20 protein-coding genes and 1 other annotated feature are annotated in these 23,970 nt (G+C 37.3%); of the genes, 17 read left to right on the forward strand and 3 right to left on the reverse strand.

The genetic code is table 11. The features are described 5' to 3' along the window. Nucleotides 1-16: 16 nt before the first annotated feature. From AC27FM_RS00895 to AC27FM_RS00925, 7 genes are all read left to right on the forward strand, one after another. The gene (locus AC27FM_RS00895) at nt 17-1,174 is read left to right on the forward strand and encodes an aminotransferase class V-fold PLP-dependent enzyme (protein ID WP_487085310.1); all 1,158 of its coding nucleotides are present in this window, start codon (nt 17-19) and stop codon (nt 1,172-1,174) included. Continuing rightward, the gene (selA, locus tag AC27FM_RS00900) at nt 1,174-2,577 is read left to right on the forward strand and encodes an L-seryl-tRNA(Sec) selenium transferase (protein ID WP_487085312.1); all 1,404 of its coding nucleotides are present in this window, start codon (nt 1,174-1,176) and stop codon (nt 2,575-2,577) included. Before AC27FM_RS00895 ends, selA begins: the two co-directional genes overlap by 1 nt. Before the next feature lie 202 nt (nt 2,578-2,779). Beyond that, nucleotides 2,780-3,661: a proline iminopeptidase gene (pepI, locus tag AC27FM_RS00905; RefSeq protein WP_487085314.1), complete on the forward strand. Its 882-nt coding sequence runs from the start codon at nt 2,780-2,782 to the stop codon at nt 3,659-3,661. Between the two features lie 23 nt (nt 3,662-3,684). Further along, a complete protein-coding gene (locus AC27FM_RS00910) occupies nt 3,685-5,037 on the forward strand; it encodes a peptide MFS transporter (protein WP_487085315.1) in 1,353 nt (450 codons plus the stop codon). A 28-nt stretch (nt 5,038-5,065) separates the two neighbouring features. Then, the gene (locus AC27FM_RS00915) at nt 5,066-6,136 is read left to right on the forward strand and encodes a M24 family metallopeptidase (RefSeq protein ID WP_487085317.1); all 1,071 of its coding nucleotides are present in this window, start codon (nt 5,066-5,068) and stop codon (nt 6,134-6,136) included. A 65-nt stretch (nt 6,137-6,201) separates the two neighbouring features. Beyond that, nucleotides 6,202-7,611 carry a C69 family dipeptidase gene (locus AC27FM_RS00920; protein WP_487085318.1) on the forward strand — a complete coding sequence of 470 codons (1,410 nt, stop codon included), beginning with the start codon at nt 6,202-6,204 and terminating at the stop codon, nt 7,609-7,611. Between the two features lie 194 nt (nt 7,612-7,805). Beyond that, complete coding sequence (locus AC27FM_RS00925) at nt 7,806-9,122, forward strand: dicarboxylate/amino acid:cation symporter (RefSeq protein ID WP_487085319.1); 1,317 nt, start codon at nt 7,806-7,808, stop codon at nt 9,120-9,122. Nucleotides 9,123-9,270: 148 nt separating this feature from the next. Here the strand turns inward: AC27FM_RS00925 and proS are convergent, their stop codons facing one another. Together proS and AC27FM_RS00935 are read right to left on the reverse strand one after the other, a co-directional pair. Then, nucleotides 9,271-10,710 carry a proline--tRNA ligase gene (proS, locus tag AC27FM_RS00930; protein WP_487085320.1) on the reverse strand — a complete coding sequence of 480 codons (1,440 nt, stop codon included), beginning with the start codon at nt 10,708-10,710 and terminating at the stop codon, nt 9,271-9,273. 43 nt (nt 10,711-10,753) lie between these two features. Next, nucleotides 10,754-10,963: a binding site (T-box leader), on the reverse strand. Between the two features lie 72 nt (nt 10,964-11,035). After that, complete coding sequence (locus tag AC27FM_RS00935; RefSeq protein ID WP_487085322.1) at nt 11,036-11,545, reverse strand: YbaK/EbsC family protein; 510 nt, start codon at nt 11,543-11,545, stop codon at nt 11,036-11,038. A gap of 165 nt (nt 11,546-11,710) precedes the next feature. Between AC27FM_RS00935 and AC27FM_RS00940 the strand changes: the two genes are divergently transcribed. The 7 genes from AC27FM_RS00940 to AC27FM_RS00970 all read left to right on the forward strand — a co-directional run bounded on the left by AC27FM_RS00940 (nt 11,711) and on the right by AC27FM_RS00970 (nt 17,867). Further along, nucleotides 11,711-11,890 carry a hypothetical protein gene (locus AC27FM_RS00940; protein WP_487085324.1) on the forward strand — a complete coding sequence of 60 codons (180 nt, stop codon included), beginning with the start codon at nt 11,711-11,713 and terminating at the stop codon, nt 11,888-11,890. Nucleotides 11,891-12,009: 119 nt separating this feature from the next. Beyond that, on the forward strand, nt 12,010-12,414 hold the full coding sequence (locus AC27FM_RS00945) for a hypothetical protein (protein WP_487085326.1): 405 nt from the start codon (nt 12,010-12,012) through the stop codon (nt 12,412-12,414). A gap of 70 nt (nt 12,415-12,484) precedes the next feature. Then, nucleotides 12,485-13,402: a 50S ribosomal protein L11 methyltransferase gene (gene prmA / locus AC27FM_RS00950; protein ID WP_487085328.1), complete on the forward strand. Its 918-nt coding sequence runs from the start codon at nt 12,485-12,487 to the stop codon at nt 13,400-13,402. Then, nucleotides 13,383-14,132, forward strand: a complete 750-nt coding sequence (locus AC27FM_RS00955; RefSeq protein ID WP_487085329.1) for an RsmE family RNA methyltransferase — start codon at nt 13,383-13,385, stop codon at nt 14,130-14,132. The genes prmA and AC27FM_RS00955 overlap by 20 nt, the downstream gene beginning before the upstream one ends. A gap of 445 nt (nt 14,133-14,577) precedes the next feature. Continuing rightward, nucleotides 14,578-16,809 (forward strand): RelA/SpoT family protein, encoded by a 2,232-nt coding sequence (locus AC27FM_RS00960; protein WP_487085331.1) that lies wholly within the window; start codon nt 14,578-14,580, stop codon nt 16,807-16,809. Nucleotide 16,810: 1 nt separating this feature from the next. After that, entirely contained in the window at nt 16,811-17,248 is a 438-nt protein-coding gene (gene dtd, locus AC27FM_RS00965; RefSeq protein WP_487085332.1) for a D-aminoacyl-tRNA deacylase, read from the forward strand. Between the two features lie 4 nt (nt 17,249-17,252). Then, entirely contained in the window at nt 17,253-17,867 is a 615-nt protein-coding gene (locus AC27FM_RS00970) for an HAD-IA family hydrolase (protein WP_487085334.1), read from the forward strand. Nucleotides 17,868-17,929: 62 nt separating this feature from the next. Here AC27FM_RS00970 and AC27FM_RS00975 read toward each other — a convergent pair whose 3' ends face one another. Beyond that, nucleotides 17,930-19,225 (reverse strand): N-acetylmuramoyl-L-alanine amidase family protein, encoded by a 1,296-nt coding sequence (locus tag AC27FM_RS00975; protein ID WP_487085336.1) that lies wholly within the window; start codon nt 19,223-19,225, stop codon nt 17,930-17,932. Nucleotides 19,226-19,400: 175 nt separating this feature from the next. Here AC27FM_RS00975 and AC27FM_RS00980 point away from each other — a divergent pair, with 175 nt between their 5' ends. From AC27FM_RS00980 to aspS, 3 genes are all read left to right on the forward strand, one after another. Continuing rightward, entirely contained in the window at nt 19,401-20,615 is a 1,215-nt protein-coding gene (locus AC27FM_RS00980; protein WP_487085338.1) for a chloride channel protein, read from the forward strand. A 246-nt stretch (nt 20,616-20,861) separates the two neighbouring features. Then, the gene (gene hisS, locus AC27FM_RS00985) at nt 20,862-22,133 is read left to right on the forward strand and encodes a histidine--tRNA ligase (RefSeq protein ID WP_487085340.1); all 1,272 of its coding nucleotides are present in this window, start codon (nt 20,862-20,864) and stop codon (nt 22,131-22,133) included. 5 nt (nt 22,134-22,138) lie between these two features. Further along, nucleotides 22,139-23,914, forward strand: a complete 1,776-nt coding sequence (gene aspS / locus AC27FM_RS00990; RefSeq protein WP_487085341.1) for an aspartate--tRNA ligase — start codon at nt 22,139-22,141, stop codon at nt 23,912-23,914. Nucleotides 23,915-23,970: the final 56 nt, after the last annotated feature.

Consider the following 23,970-nt stretch of genomic DNA (forward strand, 5'->3'; position numbering starts at 1 on the left):
TAAGGAGATAATACAAATGATTTACTTTGATAATGCTGCAACAACCGTTGTGAAACCAAAATCGGTTGGTGAAAATGTTGCGAAGGTACTTACAAGTGGAACTTTTGGTAATCCGGGTCGAGATTCATCATCGTATAGTCTAAACAGTAGTTTGTTGGTTCAATCTACTAGAGAAGAGATCGCTAGCTTATTCAATGTACCTAGTAGTGACTTAGTGACATTCACGAGTAATGTAACTGACAGTTTAAATACAGTTTTGAAGGGGCTATTAAAACCAGGTGATCATGCAATATCAACTATGTATGAGCATAATTCGGTTATTAGACCATTAGAACAACTGCGAAAAATCGGAGTTGATGTTGATTATGTTTCGTTTGATCCCGAAACTGGAGAATTGAATACTGATGAATTTGAAAAGTTCGTTAATGACAAGACTAAGGTTGTAGTGTGCAATCATGCGTCAAATGTTAACGGATATGTTTTGCCGATCGAAAAAATTGGTCAATTCTGTCGTGAGCACGACTTATTATTAGTTGTCGATGCAGCTCAAAGTGCTGGTTATTTGGATATCGATATTCAAAAATTAGGCATTGATGTATTGTGCTTTACGGGACATAAGTCTCTGTATGGACCACAAGGTACAGGTGGGATTTGTTTGAGCAGTGAATTGCCGATCGTACCGCTGAAGAGTGGTGGTACCGGCGTCGATTCATTCAGTCCTGAAATGCCCGCTGAATATCCTACTAGATTAGAGGCAGGTACGATCAATGTTCCTGGACTAGCTGGTTTGTATGAAGGTGTTAAATATGTCGAAGCTAAGGGATTGGCTAATATCAGACATCAAGTCAATCAATTGACTGCAGAGATTCTGGAGACGTTAGCTAAGTATCCTGAAGTTAAGATTTATACGCCATATGTTGAGAACAGAACTTCAGCGGTCGCCTTCAATGTCGGTACTTTGAATTCGGCTGAAGTTGGTCAATGGTTATGGGATGAATATCAAATTGCCACTAGAACTGGTGCTCATTGTGCACCGAAAGTTCTAGAAAACTTTGATGTTGTGGAACAAGGAATCGTCAGAGTTTCACTGTCTAGTTTCAACACTAAAGCCGAAGTAGAAACTTTCTTAGATGCAATGGACAAACTGATCAAAGAATATAGGAGGGCTAGTTAATGGAGACTAAGGAATTATTGAGAAACTTACCTTCTGTAAATGACTTACTTGATTTAGATGTTTGCTTAGCTTGGGAAAAGCAACGTAGTGTGATCGAAGTCAAGGAAGTAATTGAAGATGTGCTCAATAGCACACGAACTAGCATACTCAAAAACAATATTCATGATGCACTTGATGATAAATACTTTGAAGAAAAAATCAAAGAGCGACTTGACGATAATCGTGTCAGAGAGTTGCAGCCAGTCGTCAATGCAACTGGTGTCATCCTGCATACAAACTTGGGACGTGCTAAATTAGCTCAAGAGGCTCAGGATGCTTTGGTTTCAGTAGCTGGTCATGCTACAAACTTAGAGTATGATATTACTCAAGGAAAACGTGGCGATCGTTATAAACATATCGGTAGGCTATTGAAAGAATTGACCGGCGCTGAAGATGCGATAGTTGTAAATAACAACGCCGCTGCTGTCATGCTGGTGTTGAGTACTTTGTTCAATGGCAAGGAAGTATTGATTTCTCGTGGTCAATTAGTTGAAATTGGCGGTTCTTTTAGAGTTCCAGATATCATAACTTCTACTGGTGGCATATTGCATGAGGTGGGTACGACTAACAAAACTCACGTCAAAGATTACGAAGATGCTATCAATGAAGAGACTGGTGGGATTCTTCAAGTCCACACGAGTAACTACCGCCTGATCGGTTTCACTGATATGCCTGATTCAAATGACTTGTCAAAAATTGCTAAGAAGCATGACATTCCGCTGGTAAATGACCTTGGTAGTGGCTTGATGGTCGATCTAAGCGAATATGGACTCCATGAACCTACTATCAAACAAGAGGTCAAGAACTGCGACTTAGTCATGTTCTCAGGCGATAAATTGCTCGGTGGACCACAAGCCGGAATAATAGCTGGTAAAAAGAAATATATCGACATGATCAAACGTAATCAATTATTACGTGCTCTTAGAGTTGATAAATCTACTCTGGCATCGTTGATCGCAACTTTAAAGATATATCGTGATCCAGAGCAGGCAATCAAAAAAATTCCAGTTTTACGTGATTTGACTATCGGAAAAGATGAATTGAAAATTAAGGCAGATAAGTTACAAAAAATGATTTCTGAACGTACAGGTTTCACAGCAGAAATCGATGAAGGTACCACTGTTGTTGGCGGTGGTTCTTTCCCAGATGTAAAACTACCTACGTTCTTAATTGAAATAAATTCAAAACTTTCTGAAACTAAACTGAATAAATTACTCGAATATGCTAGCTATCCCGTCATTACGCGTGTTAGTCACGGAAAAGTTCTTTTGGATATTCGAACAATTGATGAAAATGAATTCGAAATCATTGTGAAACAATTGGAAAACATTGGTATCAATAATGGTATTAATAGCGAGAAATAATAATATTTTTTATGTGAGCGCTTTCGGAAACCGCATAAATGTTGTAAACTGAAATAGGACCTATTTCAGTTTTCTTTTTGCCATAGATTGTGAAAGGCATCACTTAGACTGAAAATGACGCAATTTATTGGAGGAAAGTTATGTTCAAAACATAGAGTTACATGTGGGAATTTGTAAATAAAATTATGGGAGGTTATTATTCGTGAAAGTACAAGAAGGATATATGCCGTTTAAGGGCTATAAGACTTATTATCGGATCGTAGGAGAACAAACGGGTGACAAAAAGCCATTAGTTTTACTTCATGGTGGCCCCGGTTCAACACATAATTATTTCGAACTCCTTGATAACATGGCAAAAGATGGTCGTCAATTAATCATGTATGACCAATTAGGCTGTGGGAAATCGGCTATTGAATCAAACCCATCACTCTGGACCAAAGAGACGTGGGTCGAAGAACTAACTGAACTAAGAAAGTATTTGAATCTGGACAAGATTCATGTGCTTGGACAATCATGGGGAGGCATGTTGAGTCTGATCTATGTTTGCGATTATAAGCCAGAGGGTATTCAAAGTATGATTTTATCTGGTACTTTACCTGATGCAAAATTGTGGGCACAGGAGCAACACAGAATGATCAAGTATTTGTCCCAAAAAGATCAAGATGCGATTGCTAAGGCTGAAGAAACTGGTAATTATGATGAACCAGATTATCTTGCCGCAAATGATCGTTACATGGTACAACATGCAGCAGCAGTTCCAACTGCAGATTCACCAGAACCATTACGTCGTGAAAAAGTTCCTGGTACGGAAAGTTATATCGAAGCATGGGGTCCTAATGAGTATTCACCAATGGGAACACTGCATGACTATAACTACACAGATCAATTGAAGGATATCGACATCCCAACTTTGATCACAAGTGGAACGAACGATCTATGTACTCCACTTATTGCCAAAACTATGTATGATCGTATTCCAAACGCTAGATGGGAATTGTTCGCACATAGTCGTCATATGCCATTTGTTGAAGAAAATGAAAAATACGAAGCACTTCTTGAAGAATGGCTTGATAGTCACGACTAATTAAGGAGAGAGTGGTAATCATTATGGAAACTGTACAGAAGAAAAAGAAACCATTTAGTTTTTATGTTTGTTCGCTAGGATTCACTTTTGAACGTGCATCATTTTATACAGTTAAATATATGCTTGCAATTTGGATCGCAACAAAAGTCGGAAAAGGTGGTCTAGGTCTCACAGATGTTAAGGCCGCATCGATGGCTTCATTATTCTTGGCGCTGACCTATATTACACCAATCATCGGTGGTTATCTCGCTGATTACTGGTTGAAACCAGTACTTTGTATTCCAGTTGGTATGATATTGATGGCGATTGGATATCTCTTCACTTGGAAAGCAAGCTCTGTAGGATTCATTTGGATAATGATCATTTTAGTTTCAATTGGTACGGGATTATTCAAAGGAAATCTATCAGGTATTAGTAGTTTGCTGTTCGACGATGAGAAAGAGCTGAATGAGGCATTCTCAATTCAGTATACATTCGTTAATATTGGATCATTTATCGGTACGACATTTATCGTACTGTTGATTCCTTTTATTGGTTTCAACAATATTTTCCTGATTTGTTCATTATTGCTATTCATTGATGCCTTTTGGTTCATCGTTAATATGAAATCATTAGGTGACGCCGGTAGTAAACCTTTCAAGGTTGATCAACGTAAATTTACTTCTGCCGGTGAGAAAAAAGAAGATCAAGATGATAAGTTAACTCCTGGAGATAAGAAACGTGTTATTGCAATCATCTTAGTTACATTATTCTCAGCTATTTTCTGGATGGTTTGGTATCTAGCATACATGCCAGTTTATTACTACTTCGGACATGGTGATGGAGCTGGATTCTTAAACCGTGCAAATTGGATGATCGGTAGTTTCAACATTCCAACGTCTTACTTTGATTCTGTTAATGCTCTAACTTGTATTGTACTTGGACCAATCTTAGGTAAATTATGGACTAAGTTAGCTCTACGTCCAAAGGGTGACTTGAGTATGTTTAAGAAGACAGCCTTAGGAATGATCTTTATCGGTATTTCTTATGTAGTTATGGTATTCGCTGACTATATCGGAAATGGTAATGCTTCATTTGGTTGGATCGTTTTAGTTGGTTTCTTAATGTCAGTAGGTGAAATGGTCTTCTCTCCACTGGGTAATTCATTTATTGCCAAGTTAGCACCATCAAAGATCATGGGTACGCTACTAGGATTCTGGCCAGTTGCTATCTTCCTTGCAACATTAGTTTATCCAAAGGTTTACGTATTACTAAAAACTGATGTCCCTGCTAAGTTCCAAATGGGTTACGGTATTTTAGCGGTAATTATTATTTCACTTGGAATTATTCTATGGATATCAAGTAAGAAGCTGGATCTATTAGAAAAGGCTGAATAACTATTAAGTAAAGGTGAGGATGTTAAACATGATGAATGAAACAAAGATTCGTGAATATCTAGAAAAAGAAAATATTGACGCATTCTTTATTGCAAAGCGTGTTAATATTCGTTTTGCAAGCGGATGGACCGGTGATGATTCATATATGGTCTTAACGAAGGATAAACAATTCTTCTTGACCGATCCTCGTTATACTGAGCAAGCTGAACTTGAAATTCCAGATTACGACATTATTAACTGGCGCTTGCCTGGCAGAACTGTTGGAGATACTGTTGCTGACATCGTTAAGGAAAACAATATCAAATCACTAGCATTTGAGGATGATTATTTAACTTACGATATGTACGCAGACTTCAAACAAAAGATGAATGTTGATCTAGTACAAGCAGGTCAAGTTATCGATGCTATGCGTGTCATTAAATCACCACAAGAAATTGAGTACTCAAGAATCGCCTGTGAAATATCATGCCGTGCCTTCAACAGAATTATCAAAGATATCAAAGTTGGAGTCACTGAAAAAGAATTAGCTGCCAAGCTATCCCTCTATATGGTTGAAGAGGGTGCTGACACACAACCTTATGGAAATATCCTGATTTCTGGTAAGACTACATCACTACTTCACGGAATTCCTTCAAAGAAGGCCGTTGAGTATGGTGACTTCGTGCTGATGGATTATGGTTGCCAATACAACGGATACATGTCAGATATGACTAGAACTGTTGTTGTGGGTGAACCAACTGCTAAGCAAAGAGAAGTTTACGAATATACACGTAAGAGTCTTGAAGCTGCCGAAGCAATTACAAAGGCTGGAGCAAATACTAAGGACTTCTATCCAGAATCCTTGAAACCACTTAAAGGAACTGAATACGGACCTTTGACATACGATAAGATCGGTCACAGTATTGGATTATTTGTTCACGAATATCCATTCCTTGCCGAAACATTCGACGAGATCCTTCAACCTAATACGATTTTGACAATTGAACCAGGAATTTATATTCCAAACTGGGGTGGAGTAAGAATCGAAGATCAAGTCTTAGTCACAGAAGACGGCTATGAGAACATGATCAGTATTCCACATGATTTGATTGTGCTATAAAAATAATTTATACATTTTTCAATTTTGTTATCACAAATAACTTTATCGGAGGAGTATTAATAATTATGAAAAAAGCATTTCGTGGTTCATGTACAGCAATGTTAGTAGGTAAAGATGCAACAATCGACGGATCAACAATGATCGCTAGAGATAATGACGCTCATGGTTCAATCGAACCACAAAGATTTATCGTGGTAAAACCAGAAGAGCAAAAGAAAAATTACAAATCAGTTATTACTGGCTTAGAGATTGAATTGCCTGATGATCCTATGAAATATACACTGACACCAAGATCGATTTTGAAAGAAGGACTCTGGGGAGCTGCTGGTATCAATGATGCTAATGTTGCAATGTCAGCTACTGAGACAATCACAACAAATTCGAGAATCTTAGGCGTTGATCCATACAACGAAGGTGGTATTGGTGAAGAGGACTTAGAAGTTATCGTATTGCCATACATTCACAGTGCCCGTGAAGGTGTAGAACGCTTAGGTGCTTTGTTAGAAAAATATGGAACTTATGAACCAAATGGTATTTCATTCTCTGACAAAGACGAAATTTGGTGGTTAGAAACAATTGCTGGTCACAACTGGGCTGCTGTTAAGATTCCAGATGACGCATATGTTGTTGCACCAAATAGAATGAATATCGACACATTTGACTTCGATTCAGAAGACACAATGTGTTCAGCTGGATTGAAGGATTTAATTGAAAAATATCATTTGAATCCTGATAGAGAAGGATATAACCTTCGTCACATTTTTGGTAGCGCAACAGTTAGAGATTCAGAATATAACAATCCACGTGCTTGGTATATTCAAAAACTGTTCAATCCAGAAATCGAACAAGATCCTAGAGATCAAGATTTGCCATTCATTTGTCACTCAAACAAGAAACTGTCAATTGAAGATCTCAAATTTGCTCTAGGAACACATTACGAGAATACTCCATATGATATCTATGGCAAGATGGGTACTGAAGAAGAGAAGACTATGTTCAGACCTATCGGTATCAACCGTAATCACAGTTTACACGTTCTACAAATCAGAAATGATGTTCCTGATGAAATTGCTGGTGTACAGTGGTTGGCATTTGGTATTAATACGTTTGACACGATTGTTCCATTCTATGTTAACGTAAACGACACACCTGCTACATATCGTGATACTCCAACAACATTTGAACCAAACTCCGTTTACTGGTTAAGTCGTGCAATGGGATTGATCGGTGATGCCGACTATGAATTGTATCAAGACTTACGTAACACATTTGAATTAGAAACTGTTGGTCAATTCAGAAACATCCAGATCGATACAGACGAGCATTTGGCCGATCAAAGCGATGTTGTAGATTATCTAACCAAGGCTAATCAAAAATTTGCTGATATAGCATTGAGTTCATCGATTAAGCTTCTTGGTGACATGATCGAACTTGGTTCTCCAGAAATGAAACTAAGATTTGATTTGAAAGGTTAATCAAAAGTTTTAGAGGACGCTTTAAGAATTACATGTGTTTAGTAGTTTAATGCGATTTATGGGTGAGGTCATAAATTGCTACCAAAGAAATCTAAGGTGAGCCCCCAAATTGAAGGGTTAATTTGAGGGTTCGCTTTATTTTTTTGCTAAAATTGGAATGTACCAAAATAAATCTGAATTATTGGGGGATAATTATGAATGTTTTATCTGAATCAAGTACGTTATTAGCTTCACTAATTGCCTGTTATTTTATATACTGGCTGAACAAAAAGACCAATTTCACTTTCACGTCAGTGGTAGCATTAGTGGTTGGTGTTGTACTTGGGATGATTTTCAAAGGTCACACTTCTTACGTGGCAGTTTTAGGTACGATTTATGTTAAAGTAATTTCAATGATGGTTATTCCATTGTTGTTAGTTTCATTGATCAAGGGTATTTATTCGATGGAATCATTACATGAATTGAAAAAAATCGGAGGGAAGTCGTTATTCTGGTTACTATTCCAAACTATGTTAGCCGCAATCGTTGGTGTAGTATTGGCACTTGTTTCTGGAATTGGTAAAGGTAGTCATTTGAGTATCGTGGAAGGCTTTAAAGCAGAAAAAATTCCACATTTCACTACTGTTATTACAGACTTGTTCTCTGACAATTTGTTCAACGCAATGGCTCAAGGTCAAGTAATTCCTGTAGTATTCTTCTCAATTCTTGTCGGAGTAGCTGTAGTTTACTTGTCAGGCAAAAAGAAGGGTTCTATGGATACATTCAAAAAATTTACTGATGATTGTCACGCAATTGTATACCAAATTATTGGTGTTATTATTAAATTCTTGCCATATTCAATTATTTTCTTAATGGCTGATACAATCGGTACCAGTGATTCCAAGGCTCTAATGCCTTTAGCTTTGATCATCGCCTTGGCCTTCATAGGTTGTTTCTTCCATATATATGTTACAGACAGTATCTTACTCAAGTTTGTAGCAAAGAAATCACCAGTTCAATTTTTCAAAAATATTTTACCAGCTCAATTAATGGCATTTTCTACTCGTAGTTCATCTGGTACTTTGCCACTATATATTGATTGTTTAACTAAAAAAGAAAAAGTATCAGAAAACATCGCTAACTTTGTTGGACCATTAGGTACGACCGTTGGTATGTCTGGTTGTGCCGGAGTTTGGCCTCCACTATTAGTTATTTATGCAATGAACTCATTGGGTATGCCAATCTCACTAGTTCAAATCATCGTTATCATCTTGTTGTGCCCAGTTATTTCATTGGGAACTGCCGGAGTACCCGGTGGTGGTATCATGCTCGCAACGGCAATGTTCGTTACACTTGGACTACCAGTTCAAATAGTAAGTATCTTCGCCGGAATCGATGCATTTGCTGATATGGCAAGAACAACTACTAATGTAACTAGCTCAATGGTTGCTGCTACTATCGTTGATGCTTCTGAAAGTAGGGTCAAAGTACCTAAGAGTGAAGTTGCATCTGACGGTGTAGCACCAGCATAGAGATTTATCTTTAACATGATCCATTATGGGATTCAGGTTAATAACAATTAAAAATAGGAGTATCGGAATCTTGGGCCGATGCTCCTATTTTTTGATTGGCAAAAAAAGAACCTGAGAACGAGTCTCAGATTCTTGATGGTTAAAAATATTAGTATGCTCTAGCAATCCAAACAGTGTATTTAGCAGGTTTGCCACTAACGATGTCGACAGTCTTTTCCATTGGTGGATTGAAAGGAATATTACGAGTGGTGAATCCTGTTTCCTCTTTGATCTTAGCTTCTGTTTCTTCTGTACCGTCCCAGCCGATCAAGATGAATCCTGGAGTTTCATTCTCTGACTTCTTCTTTGCAATATGCTCTTTCAAAGCATCTAATGTATCAATATCATAGTATTCATTTTCTTTATTTCTCTTACGAGCTGATTCTAATAATCTGCTTTGCATTGTTGTCAATTGATCTTTGACGTATTCAACGATTGAATCAAGTGATGTTGATTGTTTGTCGTCGAGGTCACGCATCTTGATAACAGCAGAGTTGTTTTCCAAATCTCTTGGGCCAAATTCGATATGCATTGGCACACCTTTTGATTCCCAGTCGTTGAATTTGAAACCAGGAGTTGAGTCTGAATCATCGATTCTTACTCTGATCTTGTTATCTTTCAATTCTGCTTGAATCTTTTCAAGTGTATTCATGATTTCTGGATTCTTTTGCCAAGGACCAACAGGGATCAAAACAACTTGTGTAGGTGCGATTACTGGAGGTAATACTAGTCCGTTTTCGTCACCGTGTTCCATGATCATAGCACCGATAAGTCTAGTTGAGGTACCCCAAGAAGTAGTGTATACATACTTTTGAGTGTTGTCCTTATCTAAGAATTTGATATCAAATGATTCAGCGAAGTTATTGCCAAGATAGTGAGACGTACCAGCTTGTACGGCTTTACCATCTCTCATCATTGATTCGATTGAATAAGTATCCACAGCACCAGCAAAGCGCTCTGAAGGTGTCTTTTGACCTTTATATGAAGGAATAGCCAAGAAGTTCATGATCAAGTCTTCATAAGCGTCAAGTACATTTAAAGTTCTACGACGAGCATCTTCTTCAGTTGCGTGAGCAGTATGTCCTTCTTGCCAAAGGAATTCTGAAGTACGTAGGAATGGTAGAGTTTTCTTCTCCCAACGGAAAACATTAGCCCATTGGTTGATTTCATATGGTAAGTCACGATAAGAATTGATCCACTTACTGAATGAATCACCGATGATTGTCTCAGATGTAGGACGTAGGGCATAAGGCTCTTCAAGTTTTTCGTCACCAACTTGAGTCATCCAAGGTAACTCAGGAGCAAAGCCTTCAATGTGTTCTTCTTCTTTTTCGAGGAAATGCTTAGGGATCAACATAGGGAAATAAGCGTTTCTGATACCTTGTTCTGCAAGGTATTCGTTAAAACGTTGTTGAATTCTTTCCCATAGTTCATACCCATCTGGCTTGAATATGATACAACCTCTAACGGGTGCATATTCCATCAAATCAGCATTTTGAATTGTTTGTAAATACCATTTGGAAAAATCTTCCTTTTGTAAATTAGACATATAAAAACCTCCTAAAAGTATAAAAAAAAGCTATTTCATCCTATAAAAGGACGAAATAGCTTCCGTGGTGCCACCTTAATTAATTTCAAATTGAAATTCACTTATAATCGTTAACGCCGAACTACGTACCATCATTACAATGATAAGTGCTATTTGGTAGGTTCGTATACAATTATATGGTATTCATATTTCAGCTTAAAATGAATTCTCTGCGACCAATTGATATACTAGTAGTCCAAATATTAACACGATTAAGTATATACTGATTCTTGAAGCTTTGTCAATTACAATTGTGATAATTTTCTCATAAAGTCTTAATAATAAATTAATTTTCGGGTTCGTCCACGGCGAATTCACCAAATGTTGCATCAACTGCCTTCGCCAAGTCATGTGGTTCGACGAGAAGTGATTGTCCAACTTTTCCAGCGGAAACAATGATCTTATCGGCTTTGTCCGCTTCGGTATCGAAGTATATAGGGTAGTTGTGTAGTGAGTGGATTCCAACAGGACTGTTAGCTCCGTGTTCAAAACCACTAGTTTTTACTAGATCTTTTAGTGGGACCATGCCAACTTTTTTGTTGCCAGATAATTTGGCAAGCATTTTGTAACTGATGTGTTTATCGAGTGCCACCATACCAACTATTGGACCAGTTTTGTTTCCAATCAAAACTAATGTCTTGTAAATCTTATAACCATTCTTTTCGCTACCATCATTGACTAGTTCCTGAGTGTCACCTTCCATTTGAGTTGGAAAAGTCATTGGTTCATATGAAACTTTTTCTTTATCTAATATTTTTTCGACTAACGTCTTTTGTATTTTTTTCTTTTTTCCCATACTTATCACCCTAACTGCAATTCTTATACTTTCTATCATAACAAAGTACGGATATTTTTAAAGTAAGGCATCCTCTCAATTATTTTAGTAATTTAAATATATTTAAGTTAAAATATAAATACTTGTTATATAATAGTTAGCAATGTTACAGAAGGAGCGATGATCATGCGTTTTTTTAAACGTAAGTACACTAATGACCCTGCGGATAATGATTTTAGTAAGATCTCTCAAGAAATCAAAAAAAGTCCAGAAAAACTATCAGAGGCACAGAAATTGTTCAAAAATAATGAATCTTTGAGACAACCGGCAACTGGTACAAAAAAAGATGAATCTAAAGATAAGTAGAGTGTCATTTACCGTGACATTCTATTTTTTTGAACTTCATAATAAGTTTTATATTATACTTTGCATAATTAATAATTTATGTTATATTATAAAAAAATAAATATTGAGGTGAAGGAATAATGACATTCATTAGTGCAGAGAGAACACATATGTTGGAGACAAACGTCTTCGTGGAGAGATTTTTAACGTATCGAGATGTCTTCGTTGAATACTTCAAGACTATGAATCTGATTGAAAGAGGGGAAGCTCTGACTTATGAAACTTATTCCCGTCTTGCTGAAAATTATGTTTATAACATCAAGCGATTTATCCAGCTAGGTAATTCATATATTTCAAAATATAACTTGGAAAATTCAAAGGTTTATGAGAGCTTGAATAATTATTTCATTGCATTGATCGATGCGCTTAACTACTTGGACTATGAAAATAACGTGGTTGATAAGCTACAAGTTTCAAAAGCTAGAACGGTTATTCGTAAACGTGAAATAGATTTCATAAATGAAATTCAATCTTATATCAAATAAAGACGCAAGAACGTCTTTTTTTTATTGCCAATTTCTAGTAATCTTAGAGATATTGAGACGGAGGCAAATTATGATTTGGAAAAAAATTAGTGTCTTGATTCCCGATACTATAAATGAAGAAATAATTTCAGATACATTTATGAAAATTGGTGCTCAAGGTACAGAAATCGTTGATGATGATAACGATCAAGTAAAAACGAAGATCAATTCTTATTTTGACGAAAAAACCTATCATCCAGAACTTATCAACGAACTACAAACTGAGATCAATAAATTACCAGAATATGGTTTTGATATTGATGGTGTGGAGATTGAAGAGAGTTCGGTGGATGAAAGCTCATGGGAAAATGAATGGAAGCAGTATTATCATCCTGTTCATATCAGTCATTACTTGACTGTAGTTCCTAATTGGGTGGACTATCAACCTAAGTCAGCAGATGAACATATCATCGTTATGGATCCTGGTAAGTCCTTTGGGACAGGTACGCATCCTACGACTTTTTCGTGTATGCAAGCATTAGAGATGATCTTGGGTGATGCCGAATCGTTATTTGATGTCGGTACTGGCTCAGGTATCTTGTCGATTCAGGCGCGACAACTAGGTGTACAAAATATTAAGGCCTTCGATCTGGCACCAGCGGCAGTTCAGGCTGCTAAAGAGAATATTCAAATGAATACCGGATGCGAAGATATCGAAGTGTTTGAGAATTCATTGTTAGATGGTGTTGATGGCAAAGTCGATGTGATCGTGGCGAATATCTTAGTTGACGTTTTAGAGCAGTTCATTCCAGATATTGAATCGCATCTTAATGATAGAGGGTTTGTTATTTTATCTGGTATTATTAATGAGAAAGAACAGCTGATCACTGGCTTAATGGATGAACAAGGATTTTCAGTAATCGAAAGTTTGCATCTTAAAGGTTGGTCAACTTTGATTTGCAAGAGAACAAAGAATATCGAGGAGCAAAATGGAGCAATACTTCGTTAATCAAACAATTAATACAGATACGATAAAAATTTCTGATAAAGAACTATACAAGCATTTAGCTACAGTCTTGCGGCATAAGGTTGGAGACGTTATTTATTTAGTAGATGATAAGAGTGATTTATTTCAAGCAACTGTGAATCAAGTCGATACAGACGATAAGTTCATTCAATTTATTGTCAACAAAAGTGATAAGCCGACGACTGAATTACCAGTCGACGTGACGATTGCTTGTTCCTTGTCAAAAAAAGACAAAGTTGAATGGATCACTCAAAAATCGACAGAACTAGGTGCAACTAGAATCGTTTTCTTCAATTCGCAGTATTCCATCATGCGTTGGAAATCAAACGTTGTAGAGAAAAAAATTACTCGTCTACAAGAAATTGCTAAAAACGCTGCACAACAATCTAAGCGTAGAATGATTCCAGAAGTTGTTTTTATGAATGATATCAGCAGTTTAAATAGTTCCAGTGCTGACTTGAAACTGATAGCTTATGAAGAATCTGCTAAGGAAGGCGAGACTAGTATTTTGGCGCAAGAACTCAAATCTGCTCCCAGTTCAATAATCTGTACATTTGGGCCAGAAGGTGGATTTTCAGCTGAAGAAGTGGCAAACTTACAAAATGACGGATTCGTCTCGATCGGATTAGGTCCTCGAATAATGCGAGCCGAAACAGCCCCAATGTACTTCTTATCAGTGCTATCATATAGCTATGAACTTAATTCAAAATGAGGAATAAAAATTGAAGAATCTTTGGAAAAAAGTTGAGAAGTCTAAATCAACTTATATCGCACTAATATCTATTATTTTGGTTTTTATTATGCCAATATTATTTAATTTGTTCCATCTAGGTAGAACTAATCGAATTGTCTGGTTATTTTTTGTAATCAATATATTCTTTGCAGGATTTATTGGTTGGTTCACGAGAAAGTATCACTTGTCGTTTTTTAATATGGCAATATTCCCAGTGATATTTGTAATCAGTGTATTCATAAAATATGGACGATATGGCTACTTTTTGTCCGGAATCTACTTAGTTTTGAGTATTTTGATTTATTTTCTTTTTGATAATCAAAATTGATTGTTTTTTATAACTAAAGAAAGCATAATGATACGTAAAGAAAAGCACTCGAACCACGCGGGGTGCTTTTTATTGTAATCGAAGGGGTGAACGAAAATGAAAAAAAATGAAGACTATACTCCTGATCAAGTTCTCGATATTTGTCGTGAATATATGAATGATGATCACGTCGAATTCGTAAATAAAGCATATAACTTTGCTGCATACGTTCATAAGGAGCAAAAGAGGGCTACTGGTGAGCCATATATTATTCATCCTACTCAAGTGGCGCAAATACTGGCATCACTACGTATGGACCCTTATACAGTAGCTGCAGGATATTTGCACGATGTTGTCGAGGACACTAATGTTACTCTCGGCGATGTCGAAGAGTTATTCGGCAGCCAAGTTTCTACTATTGTCGATGGTGTTACAAAGATCAGTAAGTACAAGTATCACTCACACCAAGAATTGTTAGCTGAAAATCATCGTAAGATGCTCTTAGCGACCGCAAAAGACTTGCGTGTCATTATGGTCAAGCTGGCTGATAGGTTGCATAATATGCGCACATTGAAGGCCCTTCGCCCTGATAAACAAAGACGCATTGCTAACGAGACTTTAGAGATCTACGCACCATTGGCTGATAGATTAGGTATCAGTAAGATCAAATGGGAATTAGAAGATCTTTCGCTTCATTACATCAATCCCCAACAGTATTACCGGATCGTCCATCTGATGAATAGCAAACGTGGTCAACGTGAAGCCTATATTGCTGAAGCAATTGACTACATCAAAACCAGTGTTGATGCCTTAGGCATTAAGTATGATATTTATGGACGCCCTAAGCATATTTACTCGATCTATAAAAAAATGCGTGACAAACATAAGCAATTTTCAGAATTATATGATTTACTAGCTATTCGGATCGTCGTCGATTCCGTCAAAGATTGTTATGCAGTTTTAGGCTCGATTCACTCTAAATGGAAACCAATTCCGGGACGTTTCAAGGACTATATCGCTGTTCCCAAGGCGAATGGCTATCAATCACTGCATACTACTATCATTGGTCCCGGCGGACAACCACTAGAAGTGCAGATTCGTACTTTCAAGATGCATGAGATTGCAGAATATGGTGTTGCCGCACACTGGGCCTATAAGGAAGGAAACTTCGAAGGAGTTCATCTAGATGAGAATGAACAAAAGATCGATGTTTTCCGTGAGATTCTGGAATTACAGGAGAATTCAGATAACGCCGCTGATTTTATGAGATCTGTCAAAGGTGAGATTTTTAATGACAGAGTTTATATCTTCACTCCTCAAGGTGAAGTTCGTGAATTGCCTAAGGGATCGATTCCGTTGGATTTCGCTTATCAAGTTCATACAGAAGTCGGTGGTCATACTGTTGGTGCAAAAGTTAATGGCAGAATGGTTCCATTGAATTACCAATTGAAAAATGGTGATATTGTTGAGATGTTGACGAATGAAAATTCCACGCCGAGTCGAGACTGGATTCAAATGGTTTATACATCTCGTGCTCGTAACAAAATCAAACGTTATTTCAGGATTAAGGATCGTCAAGAGAACATTCAAATCGGTCATGAATTGTTGGAGACCGAGTTGAAGAACCGTTCATTATCGACCAAAAAATATCTTGATAAGAAGCATATTGAATTAGCCACTAATATTTTTAATTATACTGACCCTGAAGAATTGTATAATTCGGTCGGCTATGGTGAGCTTTCGCCTATCAACGTGATTCATAAGTTGATCAGTGAAGATCCGGAGAATAAGAAAAAAGCCGAGAAAAAAGAACTAGAAGAGAGCGTGATTACTGAGAAACACGAGAATGCTCCTAAACCCAGTCCTGAAAATTCTAAGCTAAAGAAAGAACAGGCAAACGCTAATACAAGTATTTCGGTACAAGGTATCGATAACCTTTTGATAAGGCTTGCAAAATGTTGTAATCCAATTCCGGGGGATGAGATTGTCGGATATATCACTAAGGGACGTGGGTTAACTGTTCATAGAGCTGATTGTCCTAATGTTCAAAGTGAAGAAGCTAAGAAGCGTTTTATCGAGGTTGATTGGGATAATGTTACTCATGAAAAACGTTATACGGCCGAACTTGATATTTATGCATTCAATAGAAATGGCTTGTTGAACGAATTGCTTCAAGTTATCAATTCAAATACTAATTCTTTGATCAATGTCAATGGACGTCTCGACAAAGAAAAGATGGCAGTTATTCATGTCAGCGTAGGTGTTAATAATAAGGAACATTTGGACAAAATTATTTCTAAATTGAAAAATGTACCAGATGTATATGAGATTAAAAGGACGGTTGAATAGGATGAAGGTAGTTATACAACGCGTCTCGAATGCAAAGGTTAGTGTTGACAATAAAATCCTTGGTCAAATTGATCAAGGATTTTGTTTGTTGGTAGCATTCGCTGATGAGGACAACGATGAAACAATTGAATACATGGCACATAAGATAGCCAATATGCGGGTGTTTTCTGACGCAGATGATAAAATGAATTTGGCCATCAAAGATATTGACGGTGAGATATTGTCGATTTCTCAATTTACGCTGTATGCAGATACGAGAAAAGGGAATCGGCCTAGCTTCACTGGTGCTGGTGATTTTAAAACTTCTAGCGCGAAGTATGACCAGTTCAATGATGCATTAAGAGATTACGATATAAATGTTGCCACAGGTGAATTCGGAGCTGATATGCAAGTCTCATTGACCAATGATGGACCTGTGACGATAATAATGGAGCGATAAGAATATGAAGAGCATTGTTTGGGATTTTGACGGAACATTAGCCAATAGCTATCCAGGGATAGTTATGGCCACACAAAAATCTCTAAAAGAAAATTTTGATATTAGTTTATCCAAAGATTCGATTTATAAAGAAGCCTTAAAAACCTCAGTACGTAACTTGGCAAGTGACTTGTTAGATGATGACAAAAATAAAGTCAAAACGTTTTACAAATCATATAAACTACATGAAAAAATGTATCACGATCAAATCAAATTGATGCCACATGCTAAAATTGCCTTGGAATACTGTAAGGTGCAAGGCTATCAACAATTTATCGTCACGCATCGAGATACTTCGATTTTTGAGGTAGCGAAACGATTAGGGATAGCTGATTATTTTACAGAAATGGTCAGTGCTGAGGACGATCACATCCGCAAGCCCGATTCTGAAATGTTAGATTACTTGATAAAAAAGTATTCTCTCGAGAGTGAGAATCTTTGGGTGATCGGTGATCGTAAGATAGATATGGATTTTGGTAAGGCAGTTAATGCCAAGACGATTTTGTTGAGTGATCAAAAGATCGATTATGACGTTGATCATCAAATTAAAAGCCTTCAAGAAATTAATAACGTTCTTTAGGGTGAAAAAAAAGACCTAGATGAAAACGGATCGTTTCCGTTATTGTTCATCTAAGTCTTTTTTTATTTGAAATATTCTTTTAAACCATCAGTTACAGCTTGTGCCACTTGTTCTTTGTATGAACTAGATTTGATGTAACCATAATCTGAAGAGGAATTGATGTACCCCAATTCTAGTAAGATTGAAGGTTGACTGTTGTAGTGCAAGACGTATAAGTCTTTTTGTTGTGTACCACGATTGTTTATAGCAAGTTTCTCAAGTTGGTTGTTGATGTCTGTTGCCAGATCGCCATCTTTATTCTTACCGTAATAATAGGTGGTGACCCCAGTACCAGTATTGGTTTCACCTGTGGAGTCGAAGTGAATACTTATATAGGCATCGGCCTCGATCTTACTTGACAGACGTGCACGTTCGCCAAGTGTTTTGGAATCATCGCCAGAGCGAGTGAGAACAACTCTGGCGCCGGTTTTTTCGAGATCAGCTTTGATTGCCTTGGCATATGCCATGGTGAAGTTCTTTTCGTAAGTCTTCTTCTTAGATTCAGCGCCAACATCATCTCCACCGTGACCGGGATCAATCACAATAGTAGCTTCTGAGATATTAGTAGCTGCTGACTTCACAGCGCTCTTGGTACCTGAGATGGTAACGACCCAACTGGCAACATAACCAACAGATCCGTCGCTATCTCTAACCTTGTACCAGTTGCCACTCTTACCTAAGTAATCAAATTTTTTACCGACATTAACAGTCTTAACAATCCGACCATCGCTATTAGGGTCGATACGTAGCTTGGTGTTTGATTGAGTTACGGTAACGGTTTTAATGTCGCTGCTATTCGAACTATTATTGTTGCCGGAAGTTTCATTAGTACCTTGGATAAATTGACTCTTGACCCAACCAGCAGTTCCCTTGTACAGTATTTGTGACCACTCTTGTTCCTGGTACATAATAGTCACTTTTTGGGATTGCTCGATAGTACCGAGAACATCGCTATTGGTATCATCTTTTTGGAAAACCGTAGTATTAGGTACTTTGACGATGCCGACTTTGTTAGTTGCAGAACTGACTTCGGTATTATCGATCAACCAGCTGGCGACCCAGCCAATCTTGTCACCAGATAGTCGTACTTGGTACCATTTATTTTTTTCGGCTAATATAGCTAATTTATCGCCCTTTTTTACTTGACCCATGTTGGAGTAAGAAAGACCCGGACCAACACGTACGTTGACTGAATCAGATTTGACAACAACTGCATTTGCGTTTGCCAAAGCTACGGTCGACCAACTTGATAAGGCAATTAAAAAAACAATGGCAACAAATAGCTTATTTTTAATTAAAAAAGTTATTATCTTTTTCATTTAAAGGATTCCTTTGTTGTCGCTATAATGATTATCATATAATTATATCTTACTGAAAAATGGTATAACTTAAAAGATAGAAACTAAAAAATTCACAAAAAATTGACATTTTTAAGTAATAATATTTAATCATATGACAATTCCTGTCGAGATTAATGCATAATTGGAGTTTATTTTGAAAAAATTTAATTTAATATTCTTATTCTATAGTATACTGCTAGGTTTTATTGTCGGGGTCGTCACTGGCTCATATTTGATTATTGTTCATTATTTGATCAATTTGATATGGAAGGTCATTCCCGCGGCACTCAATCTAAAGACAATTTTTTATCCTTTGATCATCTGTGGATTGGGTGGGATTTTAATTGGTTTTCTCCAGCGAAGGGATTACGGTTATCCTCGCACAATGGAACAAGTTATTGGAGAATTCAAAACGACTGAAAAAATAAAATATACGCATGAAGTTAGAAAAAATCTATTCACCGCATTACCAGTACTAGCATTGGGTGCAAGTGTTGGTCCAGAAGCTTCACTCTCCGGTATTCTTGGTGGGATGATAAACTGGGTTGGAGATCGGATGAGATTGACCCTTGAGCGACGTGAAAATCTGGTAAACATGGGTATCGGTGCTATCTTATCAACCGTCTTCCATGCGCCGTTTGCGGGAATAGGTAGTGCATTTGACGAACCAACGCGTGATTTTAGATCTAATTCACGTAAGATCATTATTTATTCCATTACAGTGATCTTTGGTATGATCGGTTTTATTTTTGTCAAATCATTCTTCCCATACGACAGTGGCTTTGGCATCCATTTTCGTTGTAATATCGAATGGAGCTGGCAAGGCTTTGCATTGATACCAGTGGTAATGATCATTGGTATCCTCTTTGGTAAATTATTTAATATAGTTGGCGTTTGGAGCAAAAACTTAACTAAAAATATTCACCGACCAGTGTTATTAGCGGTTATCGGTGGATTGCTTCTTGGAACAGCTGGAATCATCTCACCTTACTTTTTATTTTCGGGTGAAGCACAGCTGATGCCATTTTCTCAACAGGCGATTAATCAGGCTCCTTGGTATTTATTATTTATTGCGATCGGGAAAATGCTCATCACGCATCTTGGATTCTCATTAGGATGGCGAGGCGGAGTTATCTTTCCAGCGATTTTTTCTAGTGCAGCGTTGGGATTCGCTCTCTCAGCCGTCTTACCATTTACGCCAGCAATTTTGATTTCTACGACTGTGGCCGCTAGTTTGACAGCTATCATACAAAAACCGGGATTAGTAGCAGGACTGTTATTATTACTGCTACCAATTGAAGTTTTTCCTATTATTCTTGCTGTTTGTTACGTAACTTATTATTCGTTAAAAACGCTTTCAAAACAGTAATCACACTTGACAATTGCCGTAATTTTGATTAGTTTATAACTATATTCGATTCAAAGTTAAATTGCTCTACAGAGAACCTGGATGCTGAGATCAGGTAAGTAATTAATTTGAGTGACGTTTCATCAATCGTCTGGCAGGCGTTAACTGTAGCAAATTACTAGGTGGTACCGTGCTAATGCACCCTTTGTCTTATTTAGGCAGGGGTGCATTTTTTTGTAAGATGTACTCACCAAAGAGGAGGATTTTATGCGTTATCAAAAGCCAAAAGGTACAGCGGATATTTTACCTGGGGAGTCAGAGAAATGGCAATATGTAGAATCTGTTGCCCAAAACGTTTTTAGTCGCTATCGTTTCTCAGAAATCAGAACACCAATTTTTGAATCATACGAAGTCTTTGAACGTTCTTCAGGTGATACCTCAGATATCGTTTCAAAAGAAATGTATGATTTTAAAGACAAGGGTGATAGACATATTGCCTTGCGTCCAGAAGGTACAGCTGGGGTCGTTCGTGCATACATCGAAAATAAATTATATGGACCAGAACACCAACGTCCTTACAAGGTTTGGTATAAGGGACCTATGTTTAGATATGAGCGTCCACAATCAGGTCGTCAACGTCAATTTCATCAAATTGGTGTAGAAGCCTTTGGTTCAGATTCACCAGAATTGGACGTTGAAGTTATTTTAGTTGGATTGAACTTCTTAAATGAATTAGGAGTCCACAATCTAAAAGTTGCTATCAATACTTTGGGTGACCCAGAGTCACGTGAAAATTTCCACAAGGCCTTGGTTGACTATTTCACACCATTCAAAGATCAATTGAGTGATGATTCCAAAGTGCGTCTTGAAAAAAATCCTTTGCGTATCCTCGATAGTAAAGATGAAAACGACAAAAAATTAGTCGAAAACGCACCTTCGATTTTGGATTACTTGAATGATGCATCTAAAGAGAGATTTGAATATCTCAAGACACTGTTAGGTGACCTTGATATAAATTACGTGGTGGATCCTACAATGGTTCGTGGTCTGGACTACTACAACCACACGATTTTTGAGTTCATGGTAACTGATCCTGCTTTTAATAATAAAGAAATTACGGTTTTGGCTGGTGGTCGCTATAATGGGCTAGTTGAAGAGCTAGGTGGTAAATCTGAACCGGGAATCGGTTTTGGTTTAGGCATGGAGCGTTTGATGCTATTAGTAAAGGATGAGGATATTCATGTTGAGAATAACTTGGATATTTATCTAGTTACTATTGGCGAAAAAGCTGAACGTGCTTCTGTAAAAATTTTATTAAATCTACGTCGTGCAGGTTTCTCAGCTGACAAGGATTATCTTCAAAGAAAAACAAAGGCACAATTCAAAACAGCCGATCATTTAAATGCCAAATACACTGTAACGATCGGTGATGAAGAACTAGAAAATGATACTGCCAACGTTAAAAATATGGCAACTGGCGATCAAGTGAGTGTTTCACTAGAGAACTTAGCTGAAGAATTGAAAAAGATAGAGGGTTAAGCAAAATGCAAGAAAGAACAGATTATTGTGGCAATATAACTGAAGATTATGTTGGCAAAAAAGTTTCTTTGGACGGCTGGGTTCAAAAGCGCCGTGATTTAGGTGGTTTGATTTTCGTTGACCTTAGAGACTATAAGGGATTCGTACAGTTAGTCTTTAATACTGACCACAAAGAAGCACTTGAAGTCGCTGAAACATTGCGTTCAGAATATGTTATCAATATCATTGGTACGGTTAGACTACGTGATGATAGTGCAATCAACGAAAACATCCCAACTGGTAAAGTTGAAGTTGTTGTTGAAACGGTTGAACTATTGAATAAGTCAATTACACCTCCATTTGAAATCGTTGATAACGTTGATGCTTCTGAAGAAACTAAATTAAAATATCGCTATCTTGATTTGCGTAGACCAGAAATGCAAAGTGCAATTCGTACACGTGCACAAATCAAACATTCAGTTCATGAATATTTATATGACAATGGTTTCATAGATATTGAAACACCTAATTTAACACCATCAACTCCTGAAGGTGCCCGTGATTATCTAGTGCCATCACGTGTATATCCAGGACATTTCTTCGCATTGCCACAGTCACCACAATTATTTAAACAATTATTGATGGTCGGTGGTTTTGATCGTTACTATCAACTAGCACACTGTTTCCGTGATGAAGATCTGCGTGGAGATCGTCAACCTGAATTTACACAGATTGACTTGGAAATGAGTTTTATGTCAGCTGAAGAGATCCAATCAGTTACAGAAGGACTTATTGCCAGAGTTATGAAAGATGAGAAGGGGATAGATGTTAAGCTTCCATTCCCAAGAATCGAATGGGATGATGCCATGGCTCGTTTTGGTTCTGATAAGCCTGACATTCGTTTCGGTATGGAATTACAAGATTTGAATGATGTCTTCAAAGACAGTGAATTCAAGGTATTCAAAGGAACTATCGAAAACGGTGGTCATGTCAAGGCTATTGTTGTGAAGAACAATGCTGATAAATATTCAAGAAAAAATATTGAAGAATATCAAGAATACATCAAACGTTTTGGTGCCAAAGGCTTAGCATGGATAAAATTCAATGACGACAAAGTTACAGGTCCAATTGCTAAATTCATTACGGCACAAGAAGATGAATTAGTAAAACGACTTGATTTAGCAAACAACGACTTAGTATTGTTTGTTGCGGATAAAAAGAAAGTTGTCGCTGATGCACTCGGCTACTTGCGTGTCGATATTGCTAAAAACTTACATTTATATGATCCTAATGAATTCGCATTTACTTGGGTCGTTAATTGGCCATTATTTGAATATGATGAAGGAATTCAACGTTGGACGGCAGCTCATCATCCATTTACAATGCCAAATGAAGAAGATGTTCATTACTTAGATGAAGATCCACACAAAGCCTATGCTCAAAGCTATGATATTGTTCTTAACGGCTATGAATTAGGTGGAGGATCGATCCGTATCCATGATTACAAGATTCAAGAAAAAATGCTAAAGGCATTGGACTTTACTAAAGAAAAAGCCTACGAGCAATTCGGCTTCCTCCTTGACGCCTTGCAGTATGGTTGCCCACCACATGGTGGTTTGGCTATTGGTCTAGATAGATTTGCCATGATATTAGCTGGCAAAGATAATATCAGAGACGTCATTGCCTTCCCTAAGAATTCAAACGCTACTGAACCAATGACACATGCTCCACGTGCGGTTGCCGAGAATCAGTTAGTCGATCTTGGTATTGAAGTCTCAGAATCAACTAAAGAATCAAAATAGCTAAGTCTCAATTAGATGTAATAAATAAATTAATCAATTATTAAAGACTGTACAAC

It is taken from the genome of Companilactobacillus sp. y65-5 (assembly GCF_057541095.1).

Coding starts and splice junctions, on each gene's coding strand:
- AC27FM_RS00895 (WP_487085310.1), top strand. CDS start 17: ATGATTTACTTTGATAATGCTGCAACAACCGTTGTGAAACCAAAATCG.
- selA (WP_487085312.1), top strand. CDS start 1,174: ATGGAGACTAAGGAATTATTGAGAAACTTACCTTCTGTAAATGACTTA.
- AC27FM_RS00910 (WP_487085315.1), top strand. CDS start 3,685: ATGGAAACTGTACAGAAGAAAAAGAAACCATTTAGTTTTTATGTTTGT.
- AC27FM_RS00915 (WP_487085317.1), top strand. CDS start 5,066: ATGATGAATGAAACAAAGATTCGTGAATATCTAGAAAAAGAAAATATT.
- AC27FM_RS00920 (WP_487085318.1), top strand. CDS start 6,202: ATGAAAAAAGCATTTCGTGGTTCATGTACAGCAATGTTAGTAGGTAAA.
- AC27FM_RS00925 (WP_487085319.1), top strand. CDS start 7,806: ATGAATGTTTTATCTGAATCAAGTACGTTATTAGCTTCACTAATTGCC.
- proS (WP_487085320.1), bottom strand. CDS start 10,710: ATGTCTAATTTACAAAAGGAAGATTTTTCCAAATGGTATTTACAAACA.
- AC27FM_RS00935 (WP_487085322.1), bottom strand. CDS start 11,545: ATGGGAAAAAAGAAAAAAATACAAAAGACGTTAGTCGAAAAAATATTA.
- AC27FM_RS00940 (WP_487085324.1), top strand. CDS start 11,711: ATGCGTTTTTTTAAACGTAAGTACACTAATGACCCTGCGGATAATGAT.
- AC27FM_RS00945 (WP_487085326.1), top strand. CDS start 12,010: ATGACATTCATTAGTGCAGAGAGAACACATATGTTGGAGACAAACGTC.
- prmA (WP_487085328.1), top strand. CDS start 12,485: ATGATTTGGAAAAAAATTAGTGTCTTGATTCCCGATACTATAAATGAA.
- AC27FM_RS00955 (WP_487085329.1), top strand. CDS start 13,383: ATGGAGCAATACTTCGTTAATCAAACAATTAATACAGATACGATAAAA.
- AC27FM_RS00960 (WP_487085331.1), top strand. CDS start 14,578: ATGAAAAAAAATGAAGACTATACTCCTGATCAAGTTCTCGATATTTGT.
- dtd (WP_487085332.1), top strand. CDS start 16,811: ATGAAGGTAGTTATACAACGCGTCTCGAATGCAAAGGTTAGTGTTGAC.
- AC27FM_RS00970 (WP_487085334.1), top strand. CDS start 17,253: ATGAAGAGCATTGTTTGGGATTTTGACGGAACATTAGCCAATAGCTAT.
- AC27FM_RS00975 (WP_487085336.1), bottom strand. CDS start 19,225: ATGAAAAAGATAATAACTTTTTTAATTAAAAATAAGCTATTTGTTGCC.
- hisS (WP_487085340.1), top strand. CDS start 20,862: ATGCGTTATCAAAAGCCAAAAGGTACAGCGGATATTTTACCTGGGGAG.
- aspS (WP_487085341.1), top strand. CDS start 22,139: ATGCAAGAAAGAACAGATTATTGTGGCAATATAACTGAAGATTATGTT.